The sequence below is a fragment of the Rhizobium sp. P38BS-XIX genome, from assembly GCF_012641435.1.
Classification (GTDB): Bacteria; Pseudomonadota; Alphaproteobacteria; order Rhizobiales; family Rhizobiaceae; genus Rhizobium.
The window spans coordinates 573,285-598,148 of record NZ_JABAIJ010000001.1 but is presented as its reverse complement, the minus strand read 5'-3'; the positions used below and the strand labels follow the sequence as shown (position 1 = coordinate 598,148).

Sequence of the window (24,864 nt, the reverse complement as noted above, 5' to 3'; positions counted from 1 at the left end):
GGTGTAAAGCCCCGCGGCATGTCGATCGGCCAAATAGGGTCGGATCAGAAAAGACCGCCGGATCCGGAGGTAACGGCCTGGTTCGCCTGGGGCGATGTTCTGAGGATTTCCTCTGGTGCAACTTGCGCCGCTTCGCCGCCACCGATGACCTGCAGGCTCGTCGCCGGGCCGGTGCCGGGCTTGAAGGCTTCCATGATCGCGCCCGGATCGCCCGGTTGCGCCGCCATGCCGGTCGCGCGATTGACCGATACCATCGTCATACCAGCCGGGACCTGGAATTTTTCCGGTGGCTCATCCTTGGTGGCGGCCTGCATGAACTCGTTGAAGATCGGCGCGGCGAGAGCACCGCCCGTACCGCCTCTGCCGAGAGTAGCAGGCGTGTCGTACCCGATATAAAGGCCGGCAACGAGGCTCGGCGTAAATCCGACGAACCAGGAATCCTTTTCATCATTGGTGGTCCCGGTCTTGCCGGCCACATCGGTGTTGAGCTTGATCTTGCCGGCAGCCGTACCGCGGATCACGACACCCTGCATCATCGACGTCACCTGATAGGCCGTCATCGGATCGAGAACTTGCTCACGATTATCGGCGATAACAGGCTCATCCTGGTTCTGCCATGCGCTGACATTGCAGCTGTCGCAAACGCGCTCTTCATGCTTGAAAATGGTCTTGCCGTAGCGATCCTGAATGCGGTCGATCAGCGTCGGCTTGATCTGCTTGCCGCCATTGGCAATGACCGAATAGGCCGAGACCATGCGCAGCACGGTCGTTTCGCCGGCGCCAAGCGACATGGCAAGAACCGGGTTCATGTGATCGTAAATGCCGAAACGCTCCGCATATTCGGCAACGAGCGGCATGCCCATGTCGGCTGCGAGGCGAACCGTCATCAGGTTTCGCGAATGTTCGATGGCGAAGCGCAACGTGTGAACGCCACCGCCCTCGCCTTCGTAGTTCGTCGGCTTCCAGACATCGCCATTGCTGAGCGTGATCTGCAGCGGATCATCAAGAATGACAGAGGCTGGCGTGTAGCCGTTGTCCATGGCCGCCGCGTAAACGAAAGGCTTGAACGACGAGCCGGGCTGACGCTTTGCCTGCGTCGCGCGATTGAATTCCGACTGCGCATAGGAGAAGCCGCCGACCATGGCGAGCACGCGGCCGGTATGCGGATCCATCACGACCAGACCACCCTGGACCTTCGGTGGCTGGCGCAAGCGATAGCTGCTCGAATCGGCAGAGCCGGTCTTCTGTGCGTAAATCACGTCGCCGGGGTTCAGAACGCCGCTTGGCGATTTCACCGACTTGCCGGCAGCCGAGCGGAATGCCCAGCGCATGTCGGCGGCGGCAATGGTGCCGCGCTTGCGTTCGGTAGAGACCTTGCCGCCAGCGTCAACGCTCGGCTGCAAACCGATATCCACAGCCTGATCCGATACGGACAGCACGACGGCGACCTGCCACTCGGGAACGTCGCTCAGGCTCGGAACCTTGGAGAGTTCGGCGCCCCAATCCTGCGAGGTGGCAATCTGCTTGATCGGACCGCGATAGCCACGGCGCTCGTCATAATCGACGAGGCCATCCTGCAGGGCCTTGCGCGCCTCCAGCTGCATCTGCGGATCAAGGGACGTGCGAACTGACAAGCCGCCTTCGTAAAGGGTCTTTTCGCCGTACTGATCGATAAGCTGGCGACGAACTTCCTCGGCGAAGTAATCGGATGCGAAGAGCGACGGACCGCTTCTCGGCGGCACGACGCCCAATGGCTGCTTCTTGGCTTCCTCGCCATCGCTCTGGCTGACATAGCCGTTCTCGACCATGCGATCGATGACCCAGTTGCGGCGGGTCAGGGCTGCTTCGGGACGGCGGAACGGATTGTAGTTGGCTGGGCCTTTCGGAAGCGATGCTAGATAGGCCGATTCGGCAATGCTCAACTCGTTGACCGACTTGCCGAAATAGGTGAGCGACGCGCCGGCGATACCGTAGGAGTTTAGGCCGAAATAGATCTCGTTGAGATAAAGCTCGAGAATCTTGTCCTTGCTGTAGGCCTGCTCGATGCGGAAGGACAGAATCGCTTCCTTGATCTTGCGGTCGAATGTCTGGTCGGCCGACAGCAGGAAGTTCTTGGCGACCTGCTGCGTGATGGTCGACGCACCGACGAAGCGGCGGCCCGAGCCAATGTTCTGCAGGTTGACCGCGACAGCGCGGATCAGGCCACCGACGTCGACGCCGGGGTGATTATAGAAATTCTTGTCTTCGGCGGACAGGAACGCCGCCTTGACGCGGTCGGGAATAGCCTGGATCGGCACGAAGAGGCGGTTTTCCCGCGAGTATTCCTTCATCAGCGCGCCGTTGCCGGCGTGAATGCGCGTCGTCACCGGAGGCGCGTATTTCGCAAGCACTTCGTAATCGGGAAGTTCTTTGGAAACGATGCTCAGGTAGATTGCCGCAGCAGCAGCCGCGCCCAGGAACAGGAGGCAGCCTAGCCCAAAGAAATATCCAATCAGTCTGATCATATGATACTACCGGTGCTTGTTCTTCATGCGGCGCGTGTGCGAGATGATCGCATAGTCACGGGCGTTTTGCACGCTCACGGTGTTAATGCAAGACGGCAACGAGACAAAGCCGTGTGCCGTCCGCGAGCGAATGGTACTCTGCTGTAAAGGCGGGAATGTGAGCAAAATAGGGCTTGCCTCATCTATTCCCAGCTTCATCCAATTCTAAAATCTGCCGCTGTTACATGGAAGCCACGGCTCACGCCTTGCGAAAGGCCGCCTCAGCCGCCGTTTGCTATGATCGAAACGCGATATTGCTTGACGGCTTCCGTCAGCCGGTCGGCAACCTTTTGCCGCCAAGTTTCATCAAGCAGAAGCTTTTCGTCATCCTTATTGGACAGAAAACCAAGCTCCAGCAGGATTGAAGGCACATCCGGCGCAGTCAACACCTGAAAACCGGCATGGCGATGCGGATTGTTGATCATCGAGATCTGACCGTTGAACGACGTTAGCACGTCCTGCGCCAGCGAGATGGAAAATGCCTGCGTCTCGCGACGGGTCAGATCCATCAGAATATCGGTGACAGCGGCCGGCTGTGCCTTGGTTTCAGTACCGGCGATCTGATCGGAGTTGTTTTCGCGATCAGCCACTTCGCTGGCGAGCCGGTCCGACGCCTTGTCCGAGATCGTATAGACCGTGGCGCCACGAATATCCTTCTGCTTCAGCGTGTCGGCATGGATCGAGATGAAGAGTGAAGCGCGATTCTGCCGAGCGATCGTCACGCGTTCGGACAAAGACAGATATTGATCCTTATCACGCGTCAGAAACGCCTTGATCCCGGGCTGGGCGTTCAGCTTGTCGGCAAACATCCTGGCGAAGGCGAGCGTGATATCCTTTTCCTGGGTCACGCCATCCGTGCCGGTAGCGCCGGCATCGATGCCGCCATGACCGGCATCCACAGCCACGAGAAACGTGTTTGGATCGGCCTTCTGCGTCGGTTCGACCGCGCCGACATCCTTTGCCGTGTCGTCGCTTGTCCAGTTCTGCTGTTTTACAAGGTCAGCGAACTGTTCTGCGGGCAGCATCTCCGCATCGAGCACAAGACGATAGCCCTTGCCGTTTTCATCGGCCTGCGTCTTGGCCATGACCAGCTTCACCGGCTTTTTGGCCGTCAGCACGATACGCGCGCTGTCGGCATCCATCGTGCCGAAGCGGATATCCTTGAAGAGACCGGTCGGCTTCAGATCCGACGCCGGAAAGCCGAATGCCGTTGCGGGCAGATCGACCACCACGCGAACTGGATTATTGAGATAGTGCACGGTGAATGTCGGCTCGCGATCCATGTCCACGACAATGCGGGTGCGAGCATCGTCACCTGCTATGCGCGCACCATAGGCAAGCAAGGGGTCCGCCACCGCCATCGCGGCTCCGAATGGGCCCAATACCATGAGCACTGCCAGAGCGAAGGCCGCTGTCGCAAATCGCAAAGCCTTCACACCAATGTCCGCCACATGCCGCAATCCCTTTATCAACTGTCCAACGCGCCCCATATTGGTTCTCGCGTTGTTTTTGAAGCCCCGATAAAAGGGCGCCAGGTCTGACGTGATGACTGCATCCGATGATGCGCCGGGAGGCGAATCGAACCCTCCCCTCCTTCGTTCTCATCATCCGACGAATCCATCAATATTATGGCATACTTGGCTTTTCCCTTGCTATTGTGACAGATAAAACATACAACGCATATTAGGGTAGAAGTGTTGACGGGATAGAGTCGTCGCAAAGGCAGCCGCCTTCGAGTACCAGGCGCCAATAAGCGGCATTCATCCGACGTCTGCAGTGCTTCTGCTCCAAACAGTGGATATCTGAACTTCCGGTTTTCAACGGGAAGTTCATCGGTGGAGAGCCACCAATCGCTCTTTAGAGAGCACATTCATCGGGCCCGTTTGGGTCTTAGGCATAGTCGATCTCGCTTGGTTACGGATGTTACCGCAGCAGCTTTTTTACAAAGTCAACAGACCCCAGGGAAGCAATGCCCCGGCCGCAGTCTGGATGCTGTCATCTCCGAATAACCCATCGCGACTTTCATTATCCGGTGCAGCAACGGCGGAGCACATCCAGCTTGTCCGAGTGACAGGCAGGCCCCCTTCCGCTTGCCGGCGCCGAGGAGCACAGCTTTCATGGCAGACAAAATGCTTATCGATGCGTCTCACGAGGAAGAGACGCGCGTCGTTGTCGTTCGCGGGAACCGCATAGAAGAATTTGACTTCGAGTCCCAGCACAAGAAGCAGATACGCGGCAACATCTACCTGGCAAAAGTAACGCGGGTCGAGCCCTCGCTTCAGGCTGCTTTCGTTGATTACGGCGGCAACCGACACGGCTTCCTGGCTTTTGCCGAAATCCATCCCGATTATTACCAGATCCCGCTGGCCGATCGTCAGGCGCTTCTGAAGGCGGAAGCCGAAGAACATCGCCGCGATGACGACGTCGAGCATGTGGAAACCGCACTCGATCTTTCTCAGCAGGAACAGCCCGACATCGGCATCATTGCGAAGGAAAGCACCGAAGCTGCCGCGCCCGCCGAGGCCGTTGAAGAAGCGCCGGCGCCCGAAGCTGTTGCTCCCACCGAGGAAGCAGCTCCGGCAAAGAAGGCCAAGCCGCGCCGTAGCCGCAAGAAGCCTGCCGCAGCAGCCGAAGAAGCCCCTGCTGCAGAGGCGGCCGTTGACGCTCCGAGCGACGACGAAGACGGTTCGTCTGGCGAAATGGCCGCAATGGTCGAAACCGATTCGATTTCGGAAGATGTCGATCTTTCCAAGCGCCGCCACGATGACGACGATGATGACGATCACGACCATGAAGAGGAAGTGATCGAATCCGTCGGCGCCGAAGACGCGATGGAAGAAGTTCCCGATCGCGCCCAGCGCAAGCCGCGCAAGCAGTACCGCATTCAGGAAGTCATCAAGCGTCGGCAGATCCTGCTGGTGCAGGTGGCCAAGGAAGAACGCGGCAACAAGGGCGCGGCGCTCACCACCTATCTCTCGCTCGCAGGCCGCTACTCGGTTCTGATGCCGAACACGGCACGCGGCGGCGGCATTTCCCGCAAGATCACCAATCCGCAGGACCGCAAGCGCCTGAAGGAAATCGCCAAGATGCTCGAAGTGCCGCAGGGCATGGGCGTCATCCTGCGTACCGCCGGTGCCAACCGCACCAAGGTCGAGGTCAAGCGCGATTTCGAATATCTGATGCGCCTTTGGGAAAACGTCCGCACGCTGACGCTGGCTTCGACCGCGCCGTGCCTCGTCTACGAAGAAGGCAGCCTGATCAAGCGCTCGATCCGCGACCTCTACAACAAGGATATCGGCGAAGTCATCGTTTCCGGCGAGGAAGGCTATCGTGAAGCGAAAGACTTCATGAAGATGCTGATGCCGAGCCACGCCAAGGTGGTTCAGCCCTATCGCGACATTCACCCGATCTTCTCGCGCTCCGGCATCGAGGCGCAGCTTGACCGCATGCTGCAGCCGCAGGTGACGCTGAAGTCGGGCGGTTACCTGATCATGAACCAGACGGAAGCGCTGGTTTCGATCGACGTCAACTCCGGCCGGTCGACCCGCGAACATTCCATCGAGGATACGGCGCTTCAGACGAACCTTGAGGCTGCGGATGAAGTCGCGCGTCAGCTCCGTCTGCGCGACCTTGCCGGCCTGATCGTCATCGACTTCATCGACATGGAAGAGAAGCGCAACAACCGCGCCGTCGAGAAGAAGCTGAAGGAATGCCTGAAGAACGACCGTGCCCGCATCCAGGTCGGCCGTATCTCGCATTTCGGTCTTCTGGAAATGTCGCGCCAGCGTATCCGCGCTTCGGTTCTCGAAAGCACGACGCAGATTTGCTCGCATTGCGGCGGCACCGGTCACGTTCGCTCGCAGTCCTCCGTTGCCCTGCATGTCCTGCGCGGCATCGAGGAATACCTGCTCAAGAACACCACGCACGACATTACCGTGCGCACGACCCCGGATATCGCGCTTTATCTGCTCAATCATAAGCGCCAGACAATCGTCGATTACGAAGCACGCTTCGGCGTTGCCATCATCATCGGTGCTGACAATTCGGTAGGCACCCAGCACTTCGCGATCGATCGCGGTGAGCCGGTCGCAAACCCGGTGAAGATCGAAAGCCTGTTCAATTTCGCCGCCATCCCAGAAGACGAAGACGACGACATCGTCATCGAGGCCGATGAGGAAGAAGACGAAGAGCTGGAAGAAAAGGCTGCAAGCACCGAGCAGCAGCCGGCCGCTCGCTCCGAAAACAGTGACGGCAATCGCAAGCGCAAGCGTCGTCGTCGTCGTCGTGGCCGCGGCAACGATGCGCAGCCGGGCGCTGCGTCCGATGATGCCTCCTTGGCCGATGCAGCCGAAGACGGTGAAGAAGGCGATGAGGATGAAGACGACGCCGGCACCGATGCCGCCTCTTCTGCCGACAGCGATGATGCCCAGCAGAAGCGCAAGCGTCGTCGTCGCGGCAAGCGCGGCGGTCGCCGCAATCGCGAGAATGAAGGCAGCGAGCAGGATGTAAACGGCGAAGACGATGCCGGCTCCGAAGAGGCTGTTGCGGCCGATGCTGGCGGCGAAGTCGACGCGACCGTTGCTGTAGCCGAAACCGTCGTTTCCGAAAGCGAAGCTGTGGTCGAGGATCAGCCTGCCATGGCAGCAGTCGAGACTGCAGCTTCGGTCACGGAAGATGTAAAGCCCGCAAAGGGTCGCGGTCGCCGCAAGGCAAAGGCTGCCGAACCGTCGCCGGTGGAAACGCCGGTTGTTGAAGAGGCTGTTGCCGTAACGGTTGCTGATCCCGAAGTAGAGACTGTCGCGGAAATCGCGCAAGCTCTCGACGAGACGAGCGCACCGGCTCCAACCGATGTTGCAGATGAAGCAGCCAAGCCGGCGCGTGCCAATCGCGAATCGAATGTCGCTTCCTCTGCGCCGGTGGTCACGTCGAACCGTGCCAACGAAGGCGGCGATGGTGACGGTGACCCGGCCAAGCCAAAGAAGGCTGGCTGGTGGCAGCGCCGCGGCTTCTTCTGAGAGCTGTAAATACAGATAGATAAATCAAAATCCGGCTGTGGCGACGCGGCCGGATTTTTCGTTTGCTGATATTGAGGCCAACTCTGAGGAAGTAGCACCTGATCCGGGCAAAGGTTTTAGTCCGCTGCGGATGCCAGAGCACGCAGCGATCTTAATATCCGCGTCTCGCACTTGAGATTCTTGATCTTGCGGATGTCGTCATAGTGAAATCGCTGCACAGTTTTACGCGACATGTTTTAGGCGTTGCGCGTTGACCCCTTCGCAAACATGCGGGTACGCGTCGCAGTTCAGGAATGCAAAGATCGGGCGCTGCGCCTGCGAAATCACTTCCGCAAGGGAGCGTAACCCGTTGATTGGGGATTCTATTTCAGCCAGGCAGCCACGCGTTCGATCGCCTCTTCGATCTCGGCATTCGAGCCGGCATAGGAGAAGCGCATGGCACGGTGCCCTTCTACGGGGTCGAAATCGAGGCCGGGTGTGGCGGCCACATTGATTTCCGCCAGCATCTTGCGCGCGAAGTCCATGCTGTCATTGGTGAAACGGCTGACATCGACATAGGCGTAGAAAGCACCGTCCATTGGCGAGGCTATACGCAAGCCGATCTCGGGCAGGCGTCGCATGAGAAAGTCGCGGTTGCGACCATAGCTCTCGCGATAGACATCGAGTTCGGCGCTGGCGCCGAGGGCCGCTTCGGCGGCGATCTGCGACAGCTCCGGCGCAGAGATATAGAGGCTCTGCGCGACACGCTCAATCGGGCGTACCAGCCGTTCTGGCAGCACCATCCAGCCGATGCGCCAACCCGTCATGCAGTAGTATTTCGAGAACGAGTTGATGACGATCGCTTCGTCGGTCAATTCGAGGGCACTTGTTTCCTCACCGACAAAGGTGAGGCCGTGATAGATCTCGTCCGAAATGAAGGCGATGGAACGTTCGGCACAGTAATCCGCGAGCGCTTTCAGCGCCGCCCTGCCCGTCACGGTTCCAGTCGGATTGGCGGGGCTCGCAAGCAGCACGCCTTTCAGCCGCTTTCCGCTGGCAATCTGCGCCGCCTCGAGACTTTCCGGCGTCAGCGTGAACTGCGTTTCCTCGGTCACCGGTACTTCGACGACATCAAGCCCGAGCGCTGCCAGGATATTGCGGTAGGCGGGATATCCCGGCCGGGCGATGGCAACGGCGTCACCGGCATCGAACAGGGTCAGGAAAGCCAGATTGAAGCCAGCCGACGAGCCTGTCGTGATAGCGATTCGTTTTGGATCGATCGACAACCCGTGACGTGCCTCGTAGTGACGGGACAACGCCTGGCGCAATGCGAGCGTTCCGAGCGAATCCGTATATCCGATCCGTCCATGGCCAAGTGCTGCACGCGAGGCCTCAAGAGCCGCCTGTGGAGCAGGATGGGAGGGCTGCCCCACCGCCATCGAAATGACGGGATGCCCGGCCTGGCGGCGCCGTGTCGCCTCCGCCAGGACATCCATGGCGTGGAAGGGCTCGACATCGCTGCGCTTGGATAGGGAAAACAAGATCAATTCTCTCTCAGATCGGATCGTGGTGCGACATTTGCCGCAATATCAGGCCGTTCACAATCCTGCGATTGCCGCTTTGTCGTGAAAATTCCTGTTTCTGGAAATAGGGAAGCACCGTAAATTGCCGAACATATTTGCGGATGTTAACCCGAGGGTGCTATGCCGCATCCAAAGACTGCAGTCTCCGCATAACTCCAAACGAGGATCCAATGACCTTTTCTTTCAAAAGCCTGCTGACGGTTTCGGCGATCGCCCTCACAGCGTCCTTCGCCCTTATCCAGCCCGCCGCCGCGCTGGACGATCAGCAGAAGAAGGAAATAGGAGAATTCATCAAGGAATACCTCGTCGAACATCCGGAAGTGTTGCTGGATGCGCAGGCCGCCCTTGAAAAGAAGCAGGATGAGGCCCGCCTCACCCAGTCTGCCCAGGTGATCGCGCAGAACAAGGACGCCATCTTCAATTCCAAGGATGACGTCGCGATCGGCAACCCACAGGGCAAGATCACCGTCGTCGAGTTCTTCGACTATAACTGCACCTATTGCCGCCATGCGCTCGGCGACATGGACACCTTGCTGAAGCAGGACAAGGATGTTCGGTTCGTGCTGAAGGAATTCCCGATCCTCGGTGCGGACTCGGTTGCCGCCTCGCGTGTTTCCAGCGCCTTCCGCTTGCTGGCGCCCGAAAAATACGCCGAGTTCCATCACAAGCTGCTGGGTAGCGATGGCAGAGCCTCGGAAGATACCGCAATGGATGTCGCCACGTCGCTTGGTGTTTCGGAAGCGGCCATCCGCGCTGAAATGGCAAAGGCCCCGAACACCGACATGATCAAGGCAACCTACCAGCTTGCGTCCGACCTCAACGTGACGGGCACCCCTGCCTATGTCATTGGCAACGAAACAATTTCCGGTGCAATCGGACTGGACGCCATTCAAGAGAAGATTGCCAACGTCCGCAGTTGCGGAAAGACGAGCTGCTGACATCCATACGCTGGTGTCTCACACCTAGTTTGACACATGACACGAGCCTCGCCGATTTAGACGGGGCTCAAAATTGCCAAAATCGAGCCGTTTCCACATCTAGAGACACGCAACCTACGCTCCGGGGCTTTCCTATGAGGCCTCGGGAGTCTATAGGTTGCGCTGCACTTTGACGGAACCACTGATGGCGCAAACTATTTTTGTCCTCAACGGACCCAATTTGAATGCTCTCGGCAAGCGCGAGCCGGGCATCTATGGCGGCAAGACGCTCAAGGATATCGAAGCAGACTGCAAGTCCGTCGGCGAAAGCCTGGGCTTCGTCGTCGATTTCCGGCAGAGCAACCATGAAGGCGTGCTGGTGGATTGGATGCATGAAGCTGGCGACACGGCCGCAGGCATTGCGATCAATCCCGGTGCATATGGCCACACGTCGATCGCGCTGCACGATGCAATCCGCTCCATTTCGGTTCCCGTGGTGGAGGTTCACATCTCCAATATCCACGCACGCGAAGAATTCCGGCATAAATCGATGATTGCGCCCGCAGCAAAGGGCATGATCTGCGGTTTCGGACCTTATAGCTACATCCTGGCGCTTCATGCGCTTAAATCCATAACCCAATAACAAAAATACAGGGCAAGAAATCCAATGGCTGAAAAGAAATCGGGTATCGACCAGGCGCTCATTCGCGACCTCGCCAACATTCTCAACGACACGGATCTGACGGAGATCGAAGTCGAGCAGGAAGATCTGCGTATTCGCGTATCGCGCGCTGGCAACATGCAATATGTCCAGGCGCCGATCGCGGCTCCGGCAGCCTTTGCCGCTGCACCTGTGGCTGCCGCGCCGGTCGCTGCGGCCGCCCCCGCAGGCAAGACGCGCAATCCGGATAACGTCGTCAGCGCCCCGATGGTTGGTACCGCCTATCTGGCACCGGCTCCGGGTTCGGCTGCCTTCATTCAGGTCGGCGCAACCGTCAAGGAAGGTCAGACGCTGCTGATCATCGAAGCCATGAAGACGATGAACCAGATCCCTGCGCCGAAATCCGGCACGGTCACCGAAATCGTCGTTCAGGACGGCCGTCCGGTCGAATACGGCGAACCCCTGGTCGTCATCGAGTAAGCCCATGCCCATCATTTCGAAGATTCTCATAGCCAATCGCGGAGAGATCGCCCTTCGTGTGCTGCGCGCCTGCAAGGAGCTCGGCATTGCGACTGTGGCGGTGCATTCGACCGCCGACGGCGACGCGATGCATGTGCGCCTGGCGGATGAAAGCGTCTGCATCGGTCCGCCGCCGTCGCGTGACAGCTATCTCAACATCCACCAGATCGTTGCCGCCTGTGAGATCACCGGCGCCGACGCCGTGCATCCCGGCTATGGCTTCCTTTCGGAAAATGCCAAGTTCGCCGATATTCTCGAGGCGCATGGCATCACCTTTATCGGGCCGACGGCTGATCACATCCGCATCATGGGTGACAAGATCACCGCCAAGACCACGGCTCAGCAGCTCGGCATCCCGGTCGTTCCCGGTTCCGATGGCGAAGTGAAGACCGAGGCCGAGGCGCTGAAGACGGCACGCGAGATCGGCTATCCGGTGCTGATCAAGGCAACGGCCGGCGGCGGCGGGCGCGGCATGAAGGTCGCGCGCACCGAAGCAGACCTGATCGAGGCATGGACGACCGCGCGCACCGAAGCCGCAGCCGCCTTCGGCAACGAATCCGTCTACATGGAAAAATACCTCGGCAAGCCGCGCCACATCGAAATTCAGGTGTTCGGCGATGGCGAAGGCAATGCCGTGCATCTGGGCGAGCGCGACTGCTCGCTGCAGCGCCGCCACCAGAAGGTCTGGGAAGAAGCCAATTCTCCGGCCCTCAACGTCGAACAGCGCATGAAAATCGGCCAGGTCTGCGCCGACGCCATGAAGAAGCTGAAGTATCGCGGTGCCGGCACGATCGAGTTTCTTTACGAAAACGGCGAGTTCTATTTCATCGAAATGAACACCCGCCTGCAGGTGGAGCACCCGGTTACGGAAGCCATCACCGGCATCGATCTCGTTCACGAACAGATCCGCGTCGCTTCCGGCGGCGGTCTTTCCGTGACGCAGGACGAAGTGCATTTCCATGGTCATGCCATCGAATGCCGTATCAACGCCGAGGATGCGCGAACCTTCGTCCCCTCGCCCGGAACGATTACGCATTTCCATGCGCCTGGCGGTCTCGGTGTCCGCATCGATTCGGGTGCCTATCAGGGCTACCGCATCCCGCCCTACTACGACAGCCTCATCGGCAAACTCATCGTGCACGGCCGCACCCGCGTCGAATGCATGATGCGTCTGCGTCGCGCGCTCGACGAGTTCGTGGTGGACGGCATCAAGACCACCCTGCCGCTGTTCCAGGATCTGGTTTCCAATCAGGATATCGCCAATGGCGATTACGATATCCACTGGCTGGAAAACTACCTGGCGAACACATCGGCCTAGCCTATGCCCGGAGCGCGCGGCAGAAACCCCGGCATTACCCCGGAGATTTTGTTGCGCGCCTATTCCATCGGCCTATTCCCGATGGCGGAATCGGCTGACGACCCCGAGATATTCTGGGTCGAGCCCGAAATTCGCGGCGTGCTGCCGCTGGATGCCTTTCATATCTCCAAGAGCCTGGCGAAAACGGTTCGTCAAAAGCCGTTCGATATCCGTTTCAACAGCGATTTCGCTGGCGTGATTGCCGCTTGTGCAGAGTACACCAATGGGCGGCCCAGCACCTGGATCAATCAGACGATCCGCTCGCTCTACCAGACACTGCATCACATCGGCCACGCGCATTCGGTTGAAGCCTGGGATGGCGACAAGCTGGTCGGCGGCCTTTACGGCGTGTCCCTGGGGTCGGCGTTCTTTGGCGAAAGCATGTTCTCCCGCCAAACGGATGCGTCCAAGATCTGCCTTGTCCATCTGGTCGAGCGATTGCGGCACCGCAACTTCACCCTGCTCGACACCCAATTCACCACCGAACACCTGAAGACATTCGGCGCGATCGACGTGCCCAAGGATGACTATGTGAAGATGCTCGAAAAGGCGATGGAATCACCCAATCTGAGCTTCTCCGGCGGTTGAAATTTTCGCCCGAGCGCATTGATTACAGTCGTGAATGCCCTAGGTTCGCCACAACAGCCGAGGGTAGTATCTTGAAAAAATATCTTGCAATCTTTGTTCTCGCCGTATGGGCAGCCGCAACGCAGGCCGATGCCAAATCCTTTCACGATATGTTCGGAACCGAGCCGCCCACCGGACCGGCCGGCACGATATTGAATCAGCTGAATTTTCAGCAAGGGTCGATCAAGCTTCCCGCAGCGAACGCAACGCTGAATATTTCCGACCAGTTCTATTATCTCAGCCCGGCCGACACGCAAAAAGTGCTGGTGCAGCTTTGGGGCAATCCGGAGAGCGCAGCGGGCACGACGCTTGGCATGATCTTCCCATCGAAATATCCGCCGACGGACGCGCAATCGTGGGGCGCGGTGATTGATTACGATGCCAGCGGCCACGTCTCTGACGACGACGCCGCGTCCACAAATTACGATGAACTGCTCAAGCAGATCCAGGATGCGATCAAGGAAGCCAACCCTGAGCGTGAGCAACAGGGTTACGAGCCGATCACGCTCGTCGGCTGGGCCGAGCCGCCGCACTACGACAAGGCGACGCATGCCCTTCACTGGGCGCGCGACCTGATCTTCGGCAAGGACCAGAACGGCGAGCATACGCTGAACTACTCTGTCCGCGTGCTGGGGCGAGAGGGCGTGACGGAGCTGGACTTCATCGCGGGCCTGAACCAGCTGCAGGATATCAACGCAGCCATCCCCAACGTCATCAATACCGTTCAATATGATAGCGGCAAGCGTTACACCGACTTTGCCGACGGCGACAAGATTGCCGCCTACAGCATGGCGGGGATGATTGCAGCCGGTGCGGGCGTGAAAGTAGCCGCAAAGCTCGGACTTCTGGCAGTCGTCCTCGGCTTCTTCAAGAGTTTCGGCGTCGCGTTGCTCGCGCTGAAAAAGGGGCTCATCCTCATCGGTGTCGCCATTGTTGCAGCTGGCCGCAAAGTATTGGGCCTGTTTCGCCGCAAGGAGAACAACGACGCCTGAGCAATCCAGACCTGCAGAATTTTACGGCTTCAAATCCTGATTGCACCCTGCTATCGCTCAATGTGAAGAGTGTTGGTGCATAGAGGTTCCACTTTGCCGTCGTAAATACCGGTCTCATCCAAATCACCCTGTGCATCAGCGCGGTAGAAATCGCTCGGTACACAATCATGTCCATCGGGTGATGGCCTGAGACCGGTTTGGCATTGTCAAAACGCGCCCGCGCAGCCACTGCTGTCTCAGCTCTTCAGCCGTCCCGCAATATCGCCATACCGCGCCCAGACGGGCTTGTCTCATCGCCTGCTTGGTGGACTTCCAGACGGAAGACCAAGACGGTATGTGCAATATTCTCCAGGTCCGATGGACCGTTACGCCCAAAATCCCGCCTCAGCCATGGATCGCCTGCAGCGGCTGCAGCCGTTTCAAGCCCTTCAGATCGAGCGGTAAAATCAGACTCAACGCCAATGGCAAAAAGCTCGATGCCTGGCTCGTCTACAAATGCATCGATTGCGATAAAACCTGGAACAGGACGCTATTTGAGCGGCGGACGATCCACGATTTCGATCCACAAACTCTGGAGGCGTTGCAGCACAGCGATCCAGATTGGGTGCGCAAACGGGAATTCGACCTCGACGGCCTGAAACGAGAGGCCAAACGCATAGATGAGCCGCCGGATGCCACCATCGAAAAGGAGGCGTTGTGCGTGCCAGAAGACTGGACCGTGCTGCATGTCGAAATCGCAATGAAGCTCCCGGTCAACCTGCGCCTCGATCGGCTGCTCGCGTCGGAACTGGGGATCTCGCGCTCGCGGCTCGATAAACTCCATGACGCAGGCAGATTGAGCATCTGTGCGGGTCAAAGCGACACGCTGCGACATAGGCCAAGGAACGGCATGAGCGTCCTCCTCGACCTGGCGGCGGCAGCGGATCGGCAGGCCATCGGCGCCGCCGCTGCCCCGGCACAACGATAAAAGATGCCCGCAGGAGCAAGACTTCTGCGGGCTGTATATGCTGTTGATTATGGATTGAAATCGATTACTTCGCGCCGGCGCCAGTGGCGTCCGGCGGCGGAACGTCGGACTTCTGTTTGCACTCTTTCAGCCAGACGTCATAGATCGGGTGCTCTACGGCGTTGAGGCCCGGGCTGTCGGCGAACATCCAGCCGGTAAAGATGCGACGAATGCGGCGGTCGAGCGTGATCTCGTCGACCTCGACGAAACCATCCACTTTTTGCTGTTCGGTGTCATCGCGCGAATAACAGGCGCGCGGCGTCACCTGCAAAGCGCCAAACTGCACGGTTTCGTTGATATAGACGTCAAAGGTCGTAATGCGGCCGGTTATCTTGTCGAGACCGGAGAAAACGGCAACGGGATTGGCAATACGCGCAGCATTCGCTTCGGAGGCTGCCGTGATGCCGACAAAGAGAGCAATGCTCACTCCCGTCATCGCACGCAAAGAAGCGCTCCGCGTGAAAAACGTCATATCCGCCATCTCCGCTTGGTCTCGGTCAAGGCGCCGAGCTAAAGCCGGCATATGTCGCGCCTAAAGGCCAATTGTGGCCAAAGGACGAGCCGGCCCTTTTGCTCAGCTGCCCGGGGTCCAGGCGTCGTAGTCGCCCGTGACGCGCGGACGCTCGCCGGCAACGGCCAGGGAGCCCGGCGGACGATAGGCCTGCGGCGAACCCGTCAGGTTGGCGCGGTGCTGCTTCTGCCATTCCTTGTCGACGTAATTATCCTTGCTCGGCGGAACATCGGTGCGGTGATGCATCCAGCCGTGCCAGCCCGGGGGAATGGCAGAGGCTTCTGCATAACCCTTGTAAATCACCCAGCGCTTCGGAAGACCGTAGGAAGACATCCCGCCTTCGTAATAGACGTTGCCGAACTCATCCTCGCCGACGCGCTTGCCAAACCGCCAGGTCGCAAAGCGCGTGCCCATGGTTTGGCTGTTCCACCAGGTGAAGGTCTGTACGATGAGATTCCACATGTCTTTTCCTCGATACCCGCTGAGGGGCGAGCGATACCAGAATTCGATAGTTTGCTTATGCCGCCACTGAACCGGCTTGTCCAGTGATTCCAGCAGGCAAACCGGCTCATTTCAATATCATCTTGAAGCCCAGATGCGAGGGCTTGAACCCTAATCTCTCATAGAAGCGGTGCGCATCCTTGCGAACGGCGTTGGACGTCAACTGCACCATCCGCATGCCGCGACTTTTCGCCTCTTCGATGCAAAAATTGATCATCGCAGCCCCGATCCCCTGCCCGCGCATCTCGGCTCGCGTCTGAACGGCCTCGATGATCATCGCGGACGATCCTTTGCCGGTGAGCGACGTCGTCGCCATCGTTTGAAATGTCCCCACGACCTCGCCGCCAAGTTCAGCCGCATAGAGCGTCTGGTCGGACGATGCCTCAATGACGCGAAAGGCGCGCAGATAATCATGATAGGCGGAAGGATCATTCGTATCGCCGTGACCGCCCATGGCGTCGGCAGCGAAAAGGTCGATCAGGGAAGGAAGATCGGATTCCTTCGCTTCGCGGATAAGCAATTCTTGTGAGGGCAATATCTCGTACCTAGGTCTTTGTCCCGCAGAGGGACTTACAGGCAATCATGAAAACGAGCAAAACGTATAAGATCGATTACGCCAATTCTGCGTTGGCACCCGCGGTACCAGCCCATATATTTTTAACGACGCTATTTGTTTTACAGCATGTGTACATCACAGTTCGGATCTAACGTTTAGAATGCAAGCGCTCTTAAAACTGACAGTCAAATCCGGTGTGCGTCATAAGACGATAAATTAGACTGAAGAGAGAGTCTGTGACCGGTCAACGCCGCATAGCGACGCAGTTCAAAGCGGCTACTGCGTAGCCAGCGGCTTCTCGAATATCAGCGTCGGCAAACCCGACTGCCCCTGGCCGCTATTGTCAGAGCGGCCAACCTCGACGAAACCATGAGCCGCATAGAAGGCAATCGCCGGTTCGTTCTGCGGGTCGACGTCGAGACGCATGATTTCAGCGTCCGGGAAGCAGGTCTCAAGTTCGGCGAAGATATCGCGACCGATACCCTCTCGCTGATGGCTGGGGCTGACATAGAGCATATGAAGCATGACGGTTTTCGTCATCTCGGTGGACATGGCGGCATAACCCATGCCGCCGATCGTCCTGCCGTCATCGGCCACGAGGAATTCGGAGTTCTTGTTCGCCAGCCGCGCCTTGAGCGCTGCCGGCGAATGCCAGGAGGCGTGCAGCTCGTTGACTTTCTCCACACCGTAGATCCGGTCGTAGGTTGCATGCCAGGTTTCGCCGAGCAGAGCACGGACCTTTTCCAGGTCCTGCTCGCTGGCGGTGCGGACGAAGAACACCGACTATTCCTCTTCGATGCCGAGCTTGGCCTTGACCAGCGCCTGAACGGCCTGCGGGTTGGCCTTGCCGCCCGTCGACTTCATCACCTGGCCAACGAACCAGCCGGCAAGCGTCGGCTTGGCCTTGACCTTGGCGACCTGATCCGGATTGGCGGCGATGATTTCGTCGACAGCCTTTTCGATCGCGCCGGTATCGGTCACCTGCTTCATGCCGCGGGTTTCAACGATTTCAGCAGGGTCGCCGCCCTCGTTAAGCACGATTTCGAAGACATCCTTGGCGATCTTGCCGGAGATGGTTTCGGCCTTGATGAGATCGATGATCGCGCCGAGCTGAGCGGGCGAAACCGGAGTCTCTTCAATATCTTTGCCCGATTTGTTCAGAGCGCCCAGCAAGTCGTTGATGACCCAGTTTGCAGCCATCTTGCCATCACGACCAGCGGCAACGGCCTCGAAGTAATCGGCAATCGCCTTTTCCGAGACGAGCACGGAAGCATCGTAGATCGAGAGGCCAAGTTCGCGAACGAAACGCTCCTTCTTGTCATCAGGCAGTTCCGGCAGATGCGCGGCAAGCTCCTTGACGAAGGCATCGTCGAACTCGAGCGGCAGCAGATCCGGATCGGGGAAATAGCGGTAGTCATGCGCATCTTCCTTGGTACGCAGCGAACGCGTTTCGCCCTTGTTCGGATCGAACAAGCGGGTTTCCTGGTCGATCTTGCCGCCGTCTTCCAGAATACCGATCTGACGGCGCGCTTCGTATTCGATCGCCTGGCCGATGAAGCGGATGGAGTTGACGTTCTTGATTTCGCAGCGCGTGCCGAATTCGCCGCCCGGGCGACGGACGGAAACGTTGACGTCGGCGCGCATCGAGCCTTCGTCCATGTTGCCGTCGCAGGTGCCGAGGTAGCGTACGATCGAGCGCAGCTTTGTCATGTAGGCCTTCGCTTCGTCCGACGAGCGGATATCCGGCTTGGAGACGATTTCCATCAGCGCAACGCCGGAGCGGTTGAGGTCGACATAGGACATCGTGGCATGCTGGTCGTGCAGCGACTTGCCAGCGTCCTGTTCCAGATGCAGGCGCTCGATGCCGATCTCGATATCCTCGAACTGACCCTGACGATCGGGGCCGAGGGATATGACGATCTTGCCCTCGCCGACGATCGGATCCTTGAACTGCGAGATCTGATAGCCCTGCGGCAGGTCGGGATAGAAATAGTTCTTGCGGTCGAAGATCGAGCGGTTGTTGATCTGCGCCTTGAGGCCGAGACCGGTGCGCACGGCCTGCTTGACGCATTCCTCGTTGATGACGGGCAGCATGCCGGGCATGGCGGCATCGACAAGCGAGACGTTGGAATTCTGCGGCTTGCCGAACTCGGTCGAGGCACCGGAGAAGAGCTTGGAATTGCTCAACACCTGGGCATGGACTTCCATGCCGATAACGATTTCCCAATCACCGGTGGCACCGGGAATGAAGCGTTTCGGATCTGGCGTACGGACGTCGACAAGGGTCATTGGAAGCTCTTGAAATGCTGTTCTTCTGAACTTTGTGAGGTAGAGCAATTGGCGTGATGGCGCAAGGCTTTCGGCACCGGCAGCATGCTATATGCCCGGGCCATAGGCGCCGTCGCTGTCTTCGACCAACGCTTTCGAGAGCCCGACCGTCGGCACATCGCTGTCGAGCTTTGGGGAATAGACGATCGACAGCCAGTGAATCTCATAGCCGTTGGCCTTGAAGAACCCGATCGCGTCGACATTTCCAGCATGCGTGTGCAGCGATATTTTTTCGAGACCCTGTTCGCGCGCATCCTGCTCGATCCGCGCCAGCAGCGCCGAGCCCAATCCCTGGCGGATGAAGGCGGGATCGATCCAGAAATCGGAGATGGTTTCATCGAGCGCTTCGCGCGCCGCCCAACCGACGATTTCGGCATTCAGCTCGATGATGGTGATCGTCAGCCACATATTGCGAGTGAAATTTCGGAAGGCGTCGCTGGCGCTCTCCAGGAGCTCTCCCGAGCCGCCAATCGCACCCATGGCCTGCTGCCAGGAACGCAAGCCTATACTCGCCAATACCTCGGTTTCACCCTCATGCGCATTGCGAATATGGATCATCAGGCCCTCGCCGTTTCCAGCAGTAAAGCATTGAAAACCCGCTTTTTCCAGCGGTCACGTGCAGCACCGTCTCGCGCTTCACCTACCATCAACAGGGTTGAAGCTTGACGGCCGGACACAACCTGTTTTACACAGGCCTATCAATGGAGTTTTGATGTCCACCTTTCGTCAGCCCCGTTAAAGGCCCGCCCGCAAGTCACTTGCGTGCCGGGCCAGAAAACGAAGCCCCGACTTCCTAAGGGAAGTTTCGGATCGTTTTGTTGCGCCCTATGGCGCTTTACGGATTCTGACAACAATGGATATTTCACGCGCCGAACAGCGCATTCTGCACCTGCTCGCACAGGGCGGCCGCATCGAACTCGAACGCACCGACAACAAGAAGATCGACACCGTCAATTGCTACACGCGGGACGGCTGGCTCTATCCCGGCTTTGACATCGAGCTCTTTCGCAAGCTCAAACGGCTGAAAGCCATCCGCTCTTCCAACGGGGATCCCTACCGGATCACCGAAAAGGGTCTTCGGCTGGTGAGAGCACAGCTGGACAACAGATAAGTACGACAGCAAAAAGGAGCCGCCCGGACTTCCGGGCGGCTCCCATTTTCACGATCAGATATCGCGAAGCTTGACGAGATCGTTCATCAGGCCGCTCGTGCCGTTGTGGATCGTCAGGTTATCCACCTTGGCCGCAATCGACTCGAGCGCCTCAAGTTCCTTCAGGCGTAGCATGACCGGATGCTCCGCCATGACCTTGGCCGTGTTGAGCAGCGAACGTGTTGCGTTCGTTTCCTCGCGGCGACGGATGACATTGGCTTCAGCCTGCTTTTCGGCTGCAACGACCTGGTTCAGGATCTCACGCATATCGCCCGGCAGGATAACGTCCTTCAGTTCGATATCCGAGATCTCCAGACCGATCGCCATCATGTCCTCGCGCACCTTTTCGGCGGCTTCGGCATTGATGGAGACGCGGCGCTCTAGGATCTGGTCCAGCGTCATCGTGCCAAGCGTCCGGCGAAACGCCAGCTGCAATGCACGATAAAGCGCATCCGTGAAATCCTTGACGGAGCCAACAGCCTTGACCGGATCGACCACGCGGTAGTCCGCCGAGATGTTGACACGGATCGTCACGCGATCCTTGGTCAGGAGTTCCTGCCCTGCAACGTCGAGCGACTGACGCTTCAGATCAACGATCTTGACCTGCAGCGCCTTGCCGATGTTCCAGAACGCGTGCACGCCCGGCTCGAGCGTGTGCGCAAAGGAACCGTCGACGAAGAGCAAGCCCACCTGACCTTCAAGGACAACATGGTTGACCAGGTATTCAACCTTCCGCGCAAGGCTCAGACGGCGTGCCAGAGCCCGCTCGACGGCGATGTCCTGCACGGTATCGATGCGGGTTTCCGCCCACGGTCCCGTCTCCGTCCAGACGACAAGCTTCTGGCTCGGACCGAGGACCGTGTAGATCGCGCCATCGCGCTCGATCACGGCAACCTCGCCGGCGCCTGTGCGGAACACGGCCAGGTGACGCTCGGCAACCGCCGGGAGCTTTTCGAACAACGCCTTCTCGTAAACCGATGCGAAAACCGGATTGGCAAGGTCATAGCGGAAAACGTCGAGATTCTTATCGCGGTTCGGCAACACGTGCTGACCCGGTCCGAAAATATCGAGAATCACACCCTTGTGCAGGGCGAGCAGACGTTCGTTTTCCTTTACGAGGACGCGCTTGCGCCCCAAGATCTTATCGAGAAATGTCATCATTGTTCTTACTCCTTCGGTATGCGCTACGTCATAAACCGATGTTCCTTTCGTGTTTCGTTTTCATGTACCGATCATAAAGATCCGGGGACTGGTGACAGTGACAACGGGCGAATCTGCAAGGAGCGGATCTCGCGGTATCTCGGCGGGCATTGGAGGGTAACCCTCCTGGCTGGCCGACATACGTCGAAATCTTCATTGCCGATCTGGCTCATTGCCCCGACGCTTCAACCATCCACGCGGGACACCCGAGGGTTACCCGTATATTTGGCCTTGCGCATTCCGGTCCCCGGACCGTCATAGGGACTGGCCTCTCGGCCAGGGTGTGGAAAAGGATTCGAACCTTCTACCTTCAGGGTGTAAGCCTGATGCTCTAACCAATTGAGCTATCCATTTGGCAGGCGTAGCGGGATTCGAACCCACAACCTCCGGGGTGAACTCCCGGTGCTCTACCATTGAGCTATACTCCATAAGCCTTCCCGTCTCCCGACACAGCATTCGTATACAGAACGGCAAACCGCCTGCACGGGGGAAGCTTTTGAACTTCCGCCATCAACGCTCATATCGGCACGACGACCGGGAGGGCGCGTATAGCTCCAGTTAGGAATCGCTTCAAGGTGGAGAAATGTACCGACGCACGTATGCGGACGTGTTGTTGCAATTATAACACGACTTATTGATGTGCAACCAAGGAGAGATGACCGCGCAGATTGATTGGCGCGGTCAGGAAATGGCGGTGCCTACCACCACTTTGCCGGCGTGAACTTGCCAGCCGCCTGTTCGATGACATGGGCGGTCTTGAAGAGGGTTTCTTCCTCGAACGGCTTGCCGATAAGCTGCAGGCCGAGCGGCAGGCCCTTCGGGTCGAGGCCGGCGGGGACGGCGATGCCCGGCAGGCCGGCCATGTTGACCGTCACCGTGAAGATGTCGTTCAGGTACATCTTCACCGGATCGGACGCGAGGTCCTCGTCGGCGATGCCGAAGGCCGAGGACGGCGTGGCTGGCGTGAGGATCGCATCCACACCGGCGTTGAAGGCGAGTTCGAAGTCGCGCTTGATCAGGGTGCGAACCTTCTGGGCGCGCAGGTAGTAGGCGTCGTAGTAGCCGGCCGACAGAACATAGGTGCCGATCATGATGCGGCGCTTGACTTCCTGGCCGAAGCCGGCAGCGCGGGTTTTCTCGTACATGTCGACGATATTGTTACCGTCGACGCGCAGGCCGTAGCGAACGCCATCGTACCGGGCAAGGTTCGAGGATGCCTCGGCGGGGGCGACGATGTAGTAGGCCGGCAGCGCGTATTTCGTGTGCGGCAGCGAGATGTTGACGATCTCAGCGCCGGCGTCCTTCAGCCAGGCGATGCCCTGCTGCCAGAGCGTCTCGATCTCTTCCGGCATGCCGTCGACGCGGTATTCGTTGGGAATGCCGATCTTCATGCCCTTCAGCGACTGGCCGAGCGAGGCTTCGTAATCCGGCACCGGCAGGTCGACCGAGGTGGTATCCTTGGCATCGACGCTTGCCATCGACTTCAGCAGGATGGCGGCATCGCGCACATCGCGGGCGATCGGGCCGGCCTGGTCGAGCGACGAGGCGAAGGCGACGATGCCCCAGCGCGAGCAGCGGCCGTAGGTCGGCTTGATGCCAACGGTACCGGTGAAGGCGGCCGGCTGACGGATGGAGCCGCCGGTATCGGTGGCGGTCGCGCCTGCGCAGAGATGCGCGGCAACGGCTGCGGCCGAACCGCCGGACGAGCCGCCTGGAACGAGCTGCTGGTTGGAACCCTCGGCGCGCCAGGGGTTGATCACCGGCCCGTAATAGGAGCTCTCGTTAGACGAGCCCATGGCGAACTCGTCCATGTTGAGCTTGCCAAGCATGACGGCGCCGTCGTTCCAGAGGTTCTGCGTCACGGTCGATTCATAGCGCGGCTTGAAGCCGTCGAGAATGTGGCTGCAGGCCTGGGTATGAATGCCTTCGGTGCCGAACAGGTCCTTGATCCCGAGCGGAATGCCTTCGAGCGCACCGGCGTTGCCGGCAGCAAGACGTGCATCGGAAGCCTTGGCCATTTCACGCGCCTTGTCGGGCGTGACGGCGATATAGGCATTGATCTGACCGTTGGCCGCATCGATCGCCGAGATATAGGCCTCGGTCAGTTCGGTGGCGGTAATCTGCTTCGCACGCAGCTTGTCGCGGGCTTCGGCAATGGTCAGGCTGGTCAGTTCGCTCATTTTGGTTCGCTTCAGATCTGGAATTGGGCAACGGGTCGGAAAAGGTTCGAGAGAACCGTTATTCGACGACTTTGGGCACCAGGAAGAAATTCTGATCGGTATTCGGCGCGTTGGCGACGACGTCTGCGGCCTTGTTGCCGTCGGTCACATCGTCGGTGCGCTTCTTCATCGCCATCGGCGTGACGGAGGTCATGGCTTCGACGCCATCGACATTCACTTCGGAAAGCTGCTCGACGAAGCCCAGAATGCCGTTCAGCTCGCCCATCATCCGCTGCGCTTCGTCTTCATTGACGGCGATGCGGGCGAGATGGGCGACGCGTTTGACAGTGGCGAGATCGACGGACATGGCATTCTCCGGATAGTTGATTATCCAACAAGCAGGTGATTTTCATCACGCTATAAAGGCCATGCCCGCCTTACGCAACGGGTATCGTTAGGCAGACACGCTCTCGCCCACCTTCGGTGCGGCAACCGCGGTCTTGGAGCCTTCCATGCCGGCGACGAACTTTTCCGCGGTCTGGTCGATGAACGGGAAGCTGCCATAGTGGCAGGGGATCGCCGTCTTGAAGTTGAAGAAGCGCTGGCAGGCGAGTGCAGCAACGGCGCCACCCATGGTAAAGCGGTCGCCAACCGGCAGGATGCCGATATCGGGCTGATGCAGCTCGTTGATGAGGGCCATATCCGAGAAGATGTCGGTATCGCCCATGTGGAAGAGCGATGCTTCGTCGTCGAAGTGCAGCATCAGGCCGTTCGGGTTGCCGAGTGCGTGGGAAACGCCATCTTCGGTGATCTGGGCCGAGGAGTGCAACGCATTAGTGAACGTGGCCGAGAAGCTGCCGAGACCGACGGTGCCGCCGGTATTGCCCATTTCGAGCTTTTCAACACCCTTCGTGCCGAGCCAGGAGGCAAGATCCGCATTGGCGAGAACGACGGCGCCGGTATCCTTGGCGATCTGAACCGTATCGCCGACATGGTCGGCATGACCGTGGGTCAACAGGATATGCGTCACGCCTTCGGCAGCGTCCTTGATGTTGAGGCCGGCAGCGGCAAAGGACGGATTGTAGCTGAAGAAAGGATCAATCAGTATTTTTGCCTTCGCCGTTTCGATGCGAAAAGCGGCATGGCCGAGCCAGGTGATCTTCATTGGATTTCTCCTTATGACTTGATTTGAAATGGTAGGGTGGTGTCTAGGAGATATCTCAAACCGCAACAAAGAAAAGCGGTTAGGACTTCAATTTG

General features: G+C 58.7%; 22 protein-coding genes and 1 tRNA gene. 9 read left to right on the top strand and 14 right to left on the bottom strand.

Going from position 1 to position 24,864, the window contains the following annotated elements; genetic code table 11:
* Nucleotides 1-44: 44 nt before the first annotated feature.
* The gene (locus HGP17_RS02850; protein WP_168805758.1) at nt 45-2,504 is read right to left on the bottom strand and encodes a penicillin-binding protein 1A; all 2,460 of its coding nucleotides are present in this window, start codon (nt 2,502-2,504) and stop codon (nt 45-47) included.
* Nucleotides 2,505-2,764: 260 nt separating this feature from the next.
* The gene (locus HGP17_RS02845) at nt 2,765-3,931 is read right to left on the bottom strand and encodes an N-acetylmuramoyl-L-alanine amidase (protein ID WP_205925843.1); all 1,167 of its coding nucleotides are present in this window, start codon (nt 3,929-3,931) and stop codon (nt 2,765-2,767) included.
* A gap of 729 nt (nt 3,932-4,660) precedes the next feature.
* Between HGP17_RS02845 and HGP17_RS02840 the strand changes: the two genes are divergently transcribed.
* Nucleotides 4,661-7,558: a ribonuclease E/G gene (locus HGP17_RS02840; protein ID WP_168805756.1), complete on the top strand. Its 2,898-nt coding sequence runs from the start codon at nt 4,661-4,663 to the stop codon at nt 7,556-7,558.
* 362 nt (nt 7,559-7,920) lie between these two features.
* Here HGP17_RS02840 and HGP17_RS02835 read toward each other — a convergent pair whose 3' ends face one another.
* Nucleotides 7,921-9,078: an aminotransferase class I/II-fold pyridoxal phosphate-dependent enzyme gene (locus tag HGP17_RS02835; protein ID WP_168805754.1), complete on the bottom strand. Its 1,158-nt coding sequence runs from the start codon at nt 9,076-9,078 to the stop codon at nt 7,921-7,923.
* A 212-nt stretch (nt 9,079-9,290) separates the two neighbouring features.
* Here HGP17_RS02835 and HGP17_RS02830 point away from each other — a divergent pair, with 212 nt between their 5' ends.
* The 7 genes from HGP17_RS02830 (at nt 9,291) to HGP17_RS02800 (ending at nt 15,160) form a co-directional block, all read left to right on the top strand.
* The gene (locus tag HGP17_RS02830) at nt 9,291-10,058 is read left to right on the top strand and encodes a DsbA family protein (protein WP_168805752.1); all 768 of its coding nucleotides are present in this window, start codon (nt 9,291-9,293) and stop codon (nt 10,056-10,058) included.
* A gap of 184 nt (nt 10,059-10,242) precedes the next feature.
* Entirely contained in the window at nt 10,243-10,680 is a 438-nt protein-coding gene (gene aroQ, locus HGP17_RS02825; RefSeq protein ID WP_168805750.1) for a type II 3-dehydroquinate dehydratase, read from the top strand.
* Nucleotides 10,681-10,704: 24 nt separating this feature from the next.
* The gene (accB, locus tag HGP17_RS02820; RefSeq protein WP_168805748.1) at nt 10,705-11,178 is read left to right on the top strand and encodes an acetyl-CoA carboxylase biotin carboxyl carrier protein; all 474 of its coding nucleotides are present in this window, start codon (nt 10,705-10,707) and stop codon (nt 11,176-11,178) included.
* Between the two features lie 4 nt (nt 11,179-11,182).
* Nucleotides 11,183-12,535, top strand: coding sequence for an acetyl-CoA carboxylase biotin carboxylase subunit (gene accC / locus HGP17_RS02815; RefSeq protein WP_205925780.1), 1,353 nt, complete (start codon nt 11,183-11,185; stop codon nt 12,533-12,535).
* 3 nt (nt 12,536-12,538) lie between these two features.
* A complete protein-coding gene (gene aat / locus HGP17_RS02810) occupies nt 12,539-13,162 on the top strand; it encodes a leucyl/phenylalanyl-tRNA--protein transferase (protein ID WP_168805746.1) in 624 nt (207 codons plus the stop codon).
* 149 nt (nt 13,163-13,311) lie between these two features.
* A complete protein-coding gene (locus tag HGP17_RS02805; RefSeq protein WP_168808060.1) occupies nt 13,312-14,193 on the top strand; it encodes a DUF2167 domain-containing protein in 882 nt (293 codons plus the stop codon).
* A 304-nt stretch (nt 14,194-14,497) separates the two neighbouring features.
* On the top strand, nt 14,498-15,160 hold the full coding sequence (locus tag HGP17_RS02800; protein WP_348648881.1) for a DUF1062 domain-containing protein: 663 nt from the start codon (nt 14,498-14,500) through the stop codon (nt 15,158-15,160).
* Between the two features lie 64 nt (nt 15,161-15,224).
* On the opposite strand, the gene HGP17_RS02795 is transcribed toward HGP17_RS02800, so the two are convergent.
* The 6 genes from HGP17_RS02795 to HGP17_RS02770 all read right to left on the bottom strand — a co-directional run bounded on the left by HGP17_RS02795 (nt 15,225) and on the right by HGP17_RS02770 (nt 19,653).
* The gene (locus tag HGP17_RS02795; RefSeq protein ID WP_168805742.1) at nt 15,225-15,671 is read right to left on the bottom strand and encodes a DUF2155 domain-containing protein; all 447 of its coding nucleotides are present in this window, start codon (nt 15,669-15,671) and stop codon (nt 15,225-15,227) included.
* A 102-nt stretch (nt 15,672-15,773) separates the two neighbouring features.
* On the bottom strand, nt 15,774-16,172 hold the full coding sequence (locus HGP17_RS02790; protein ID WP_168805740.1) for an NADH:ubiquinone oxidoreductase subunit NDUFA12: 399 nt from the start codon (nt 16,170-16,172) through the stop codon (nt 15,774-15,776).
* Nucleotides 16,173-16,278: 106 nt separating this feature from the next.
* Complete coding sequence (locus HGP17_RS02785; RefSeq protein ID WP_168805738.1) at nt 16,279-16,746, bottom strand: GNAT family N-acetyltransferase; 468 nt, start codon at nt 16,744-16,746, stop codon at nt 16,279-16,281.
* A gap of 297 nt (nt 16,747-17,043) precedes the next feature.
* Nucleotides 17,044-17,547, bottom strand: coding sequence for a GNAT family N-acetyltransferase (locus HGP17_RS02780; RefSeq protein WP_168805736.1), 504 nt, complete (start codon nt 17,545-17,547; stop codon nt 17,044-17,046).
* A 3-nt stretch (nt 17,548-17,550) separates the two neighbouring features.
* Nucleotides 17,551-19,056, bottom strand: a complete 1,506-nt coding sequence (gene gatB, locus HGP17_RS02775; protein ID WP_168805734.1) for an Asp-tRNA(Asn)/Glu-tRNA(Gln) amidotransferase subunit GatB — start codon at nt 19,054-19,056, stop codon at nt 17,551-17,553.
* An 87-nt stretch (nt 19,057-19,143) separates the two neighbouring features.
* Nucleotides 19,144-19,653, bottom strand: coding sequence for a GNAT family N-acetyltransferase (locus HGP17_RS02770; protein WP_168805732.1), 510 nt, complete (start codon nt 19,651-19,653; stop codon nt 19,144-19,146).
* Nucleotides 19,654-19,948: 295 nt separating this feature from the next.
* Between HGP17_RS02770 and HGP17_RS02765 the strand changes: the two genes are divergently transcribed.
* The gene (locus HGP17_RS02765) at nt 19,949-20,206 is read left to right on the top strand and encodes a YjhX family toxin (RefSeq protein ID WP_168805730.1); all 258 of its coding nucleotides are present in this window, start codon (nt 19,949-19,951) and stop codon (nt 20,204-20,206) included.
* A 54-nt stretch (nt 20,207-20,260) separates the two neighbouring features.
* On the opposite strand, the gene HGP17_RS02760 is transcribed toward HGP17_RS02765, so the two are convergent.
* From HGP17_RS02760 to HGP17_RS02740, 5 genes are all read right to left on the bottom strand, one after another.
* Entirely contained in the window at nt 20,261-21,406 is a 1,146-nt protein-coding gene (locus tag HGP17_RS02760) for a slipin family protein (protein ID WP_348648880.1), read from the bottom strand.
* A 323-nt stretch (nt 21,407-21,729) separates the two neighbouring features.
* Nucleotides 21,730-21,799, bottom strand: a tRNA-Val gene (locus HGP17_RS02755).
* Nucleotides 21,800-22,143: 344 nt separating this feature from the next.
* On the bottom strand, nt 22,144-23,625 hold the full coding sequence (gene gatA, locus HGP17_RS02750) for an Asp-tRNA(Asn)/Glu-tRNA(Gln) amidotransferase subunit GatA (protein ID WP_168805728.1): 1,482 nt from the start codon (nt 23,623-23,625) through the stop codon (nt 22,144-22,146).
* 58 nt (nt 23,626-23,683) lie between these two features.
* On the bottom strand, nt 23,684-23,971 hold the full coding sequence (gatC, locus tag HGP17_RS02745; protein ID WP_168805727.1) for an Asp-tRNA(Asn)/Glu-tRNA(Gln) amidotransferase subunit GatC: 288 nt from the start codon (nt 23,969-23,971) through the stop codon (nt 23,684-23,686).
* Between the two features lie 87 nt (nt 23,972-24,058).
* On the bottom strand, nt 24,059-24,769 hold the full coding sequence (locus HGP17_RS02740; RefSeq protein ID WP_168805725.1) for a metal-dependent hydrolase: 711 nt from the start codon (nt 24,767-24,769) through the stop codon (nt 24,059-24,061).
* Nucleotides 24,770-24,864: the final 95 nt, after the last annotated feature.

Coding starts and splice junctions, on each gene's coding strand:
- HGP17_RS02790 (WP_168805740.1), bottom strand. CDS start 16,172: ATGTGGAATCTCATCGTACAGACCTTCACCTGGTGGAACAGCCAAACC.
- HGP17_RS02845 (WP_205925843.1), bottom strand. CDS start 3,931: ATGGTATTGGGCCCATTCGGAGCCGCGATGGCGGTGGCGGACCCCTTG.
- aroQ (WP_168805750.1), top strand. CDS start 10,243: ATGGCGCAAACTATTTTTGTCCTCAACGGACCCAATTTGAATGCTCTC.
- accC (WP_205925780.1), top strand. CDS start 11,183: ATGCCCATCATTTCGAAGATTCTCATAGCCAATCGCGGAGAGATCGCC.
- gatB (WP_168805734.1), bottom strand. CDS start 19,056: ATGACCCTTGTCGACGTCCGTACGCCAGATCCGAAACGCTTCATTCCC.
- HGP17_RS02830 (WP_168805752.1), top strand. CDS start 9,291: ATGACCTTTTCTTTCAAAAGCCTGCTGACGGTTTCGGCGATCGCCCTC.
- aat (WP_168805746.1), top strand. CDS start 12,539: ATGCCCGGAGCGCGCGGCAGAAACCCCGGCATTACCCCGGAGATTTTG.
- HGP17_RS02740 (WP_168805725.1), bottom strand. CDS start 24,769: ATGAAGATCACCTGGCTCGGCCATGCCGCTTTTCGCATCGAAACGGCG.
- HGP17_RS02760 (WP_348648880.1), bottom strand. CDS start 21,406: ATGATGACATTTCTCGATAAGATCTTGGGGCGCAAGCGCGTCCTCGTA.
- HGP17_RS02795 (WP_168805742.1), bottom strand. CDS start 15,671: ATGACGTTTTTCACGCGGAGCGCTTCTTTGCGTGCGATGACGGGAGTG.
- HGP17_RS02805 (WP_168808060.1), top strand. CDS start 13,312: ATGTTCGGAACCGAGCCGCCCACCGGACCGGCCGGCACGATATTGAAT.
- HGP17_RS02850 (WP_168805758.1), bottom strand. CDS start 2,504: ATGATCAGACTGATTGGATATTTCTTTGGGCTAGGCTGCCTCCTGTTC.
- gatA (WP_168805728.1), bottom strand. CDS start 23,625: ATGAGCGAACTGACCAGCCTGACCATTGCCGAAGCCCGCGACAAGCTG.
- accB (WP_168805748.1), top strand. CDS start 10,705: ATGGCTGAAAAGAAATCGGGTATCGACCAGGCGCTCATTCGCGACCTC.
- gatC (WP_168805727.1), bottom strand. CDS start 23,971: ATGTCCGTCGATCTCGCCACTGTCAAACGCGTCGCCCATCTCGCCCGC.
- HGP17_RS02765 (WP_168805730.1), top strand. CDS start 19,949: ATGGATATTTCACGCGCCGAACAGCGCATTCTGCACCTGCTCGCACAG.
- HGP17_RS02840 (WP_168805756.1), top strand. CDS start 4,661: ATGGCAGACAAAATGCTTATCGATGCGTCTCACGAGGAAGAGACGCGC.
- HGP17_RS02770 (WP_168805732.1), bottom strand. CDS start 19,653: ATGATCCATATTCGCAATGCGCATGAGGGTGAAACCGAGGTATTGGCG.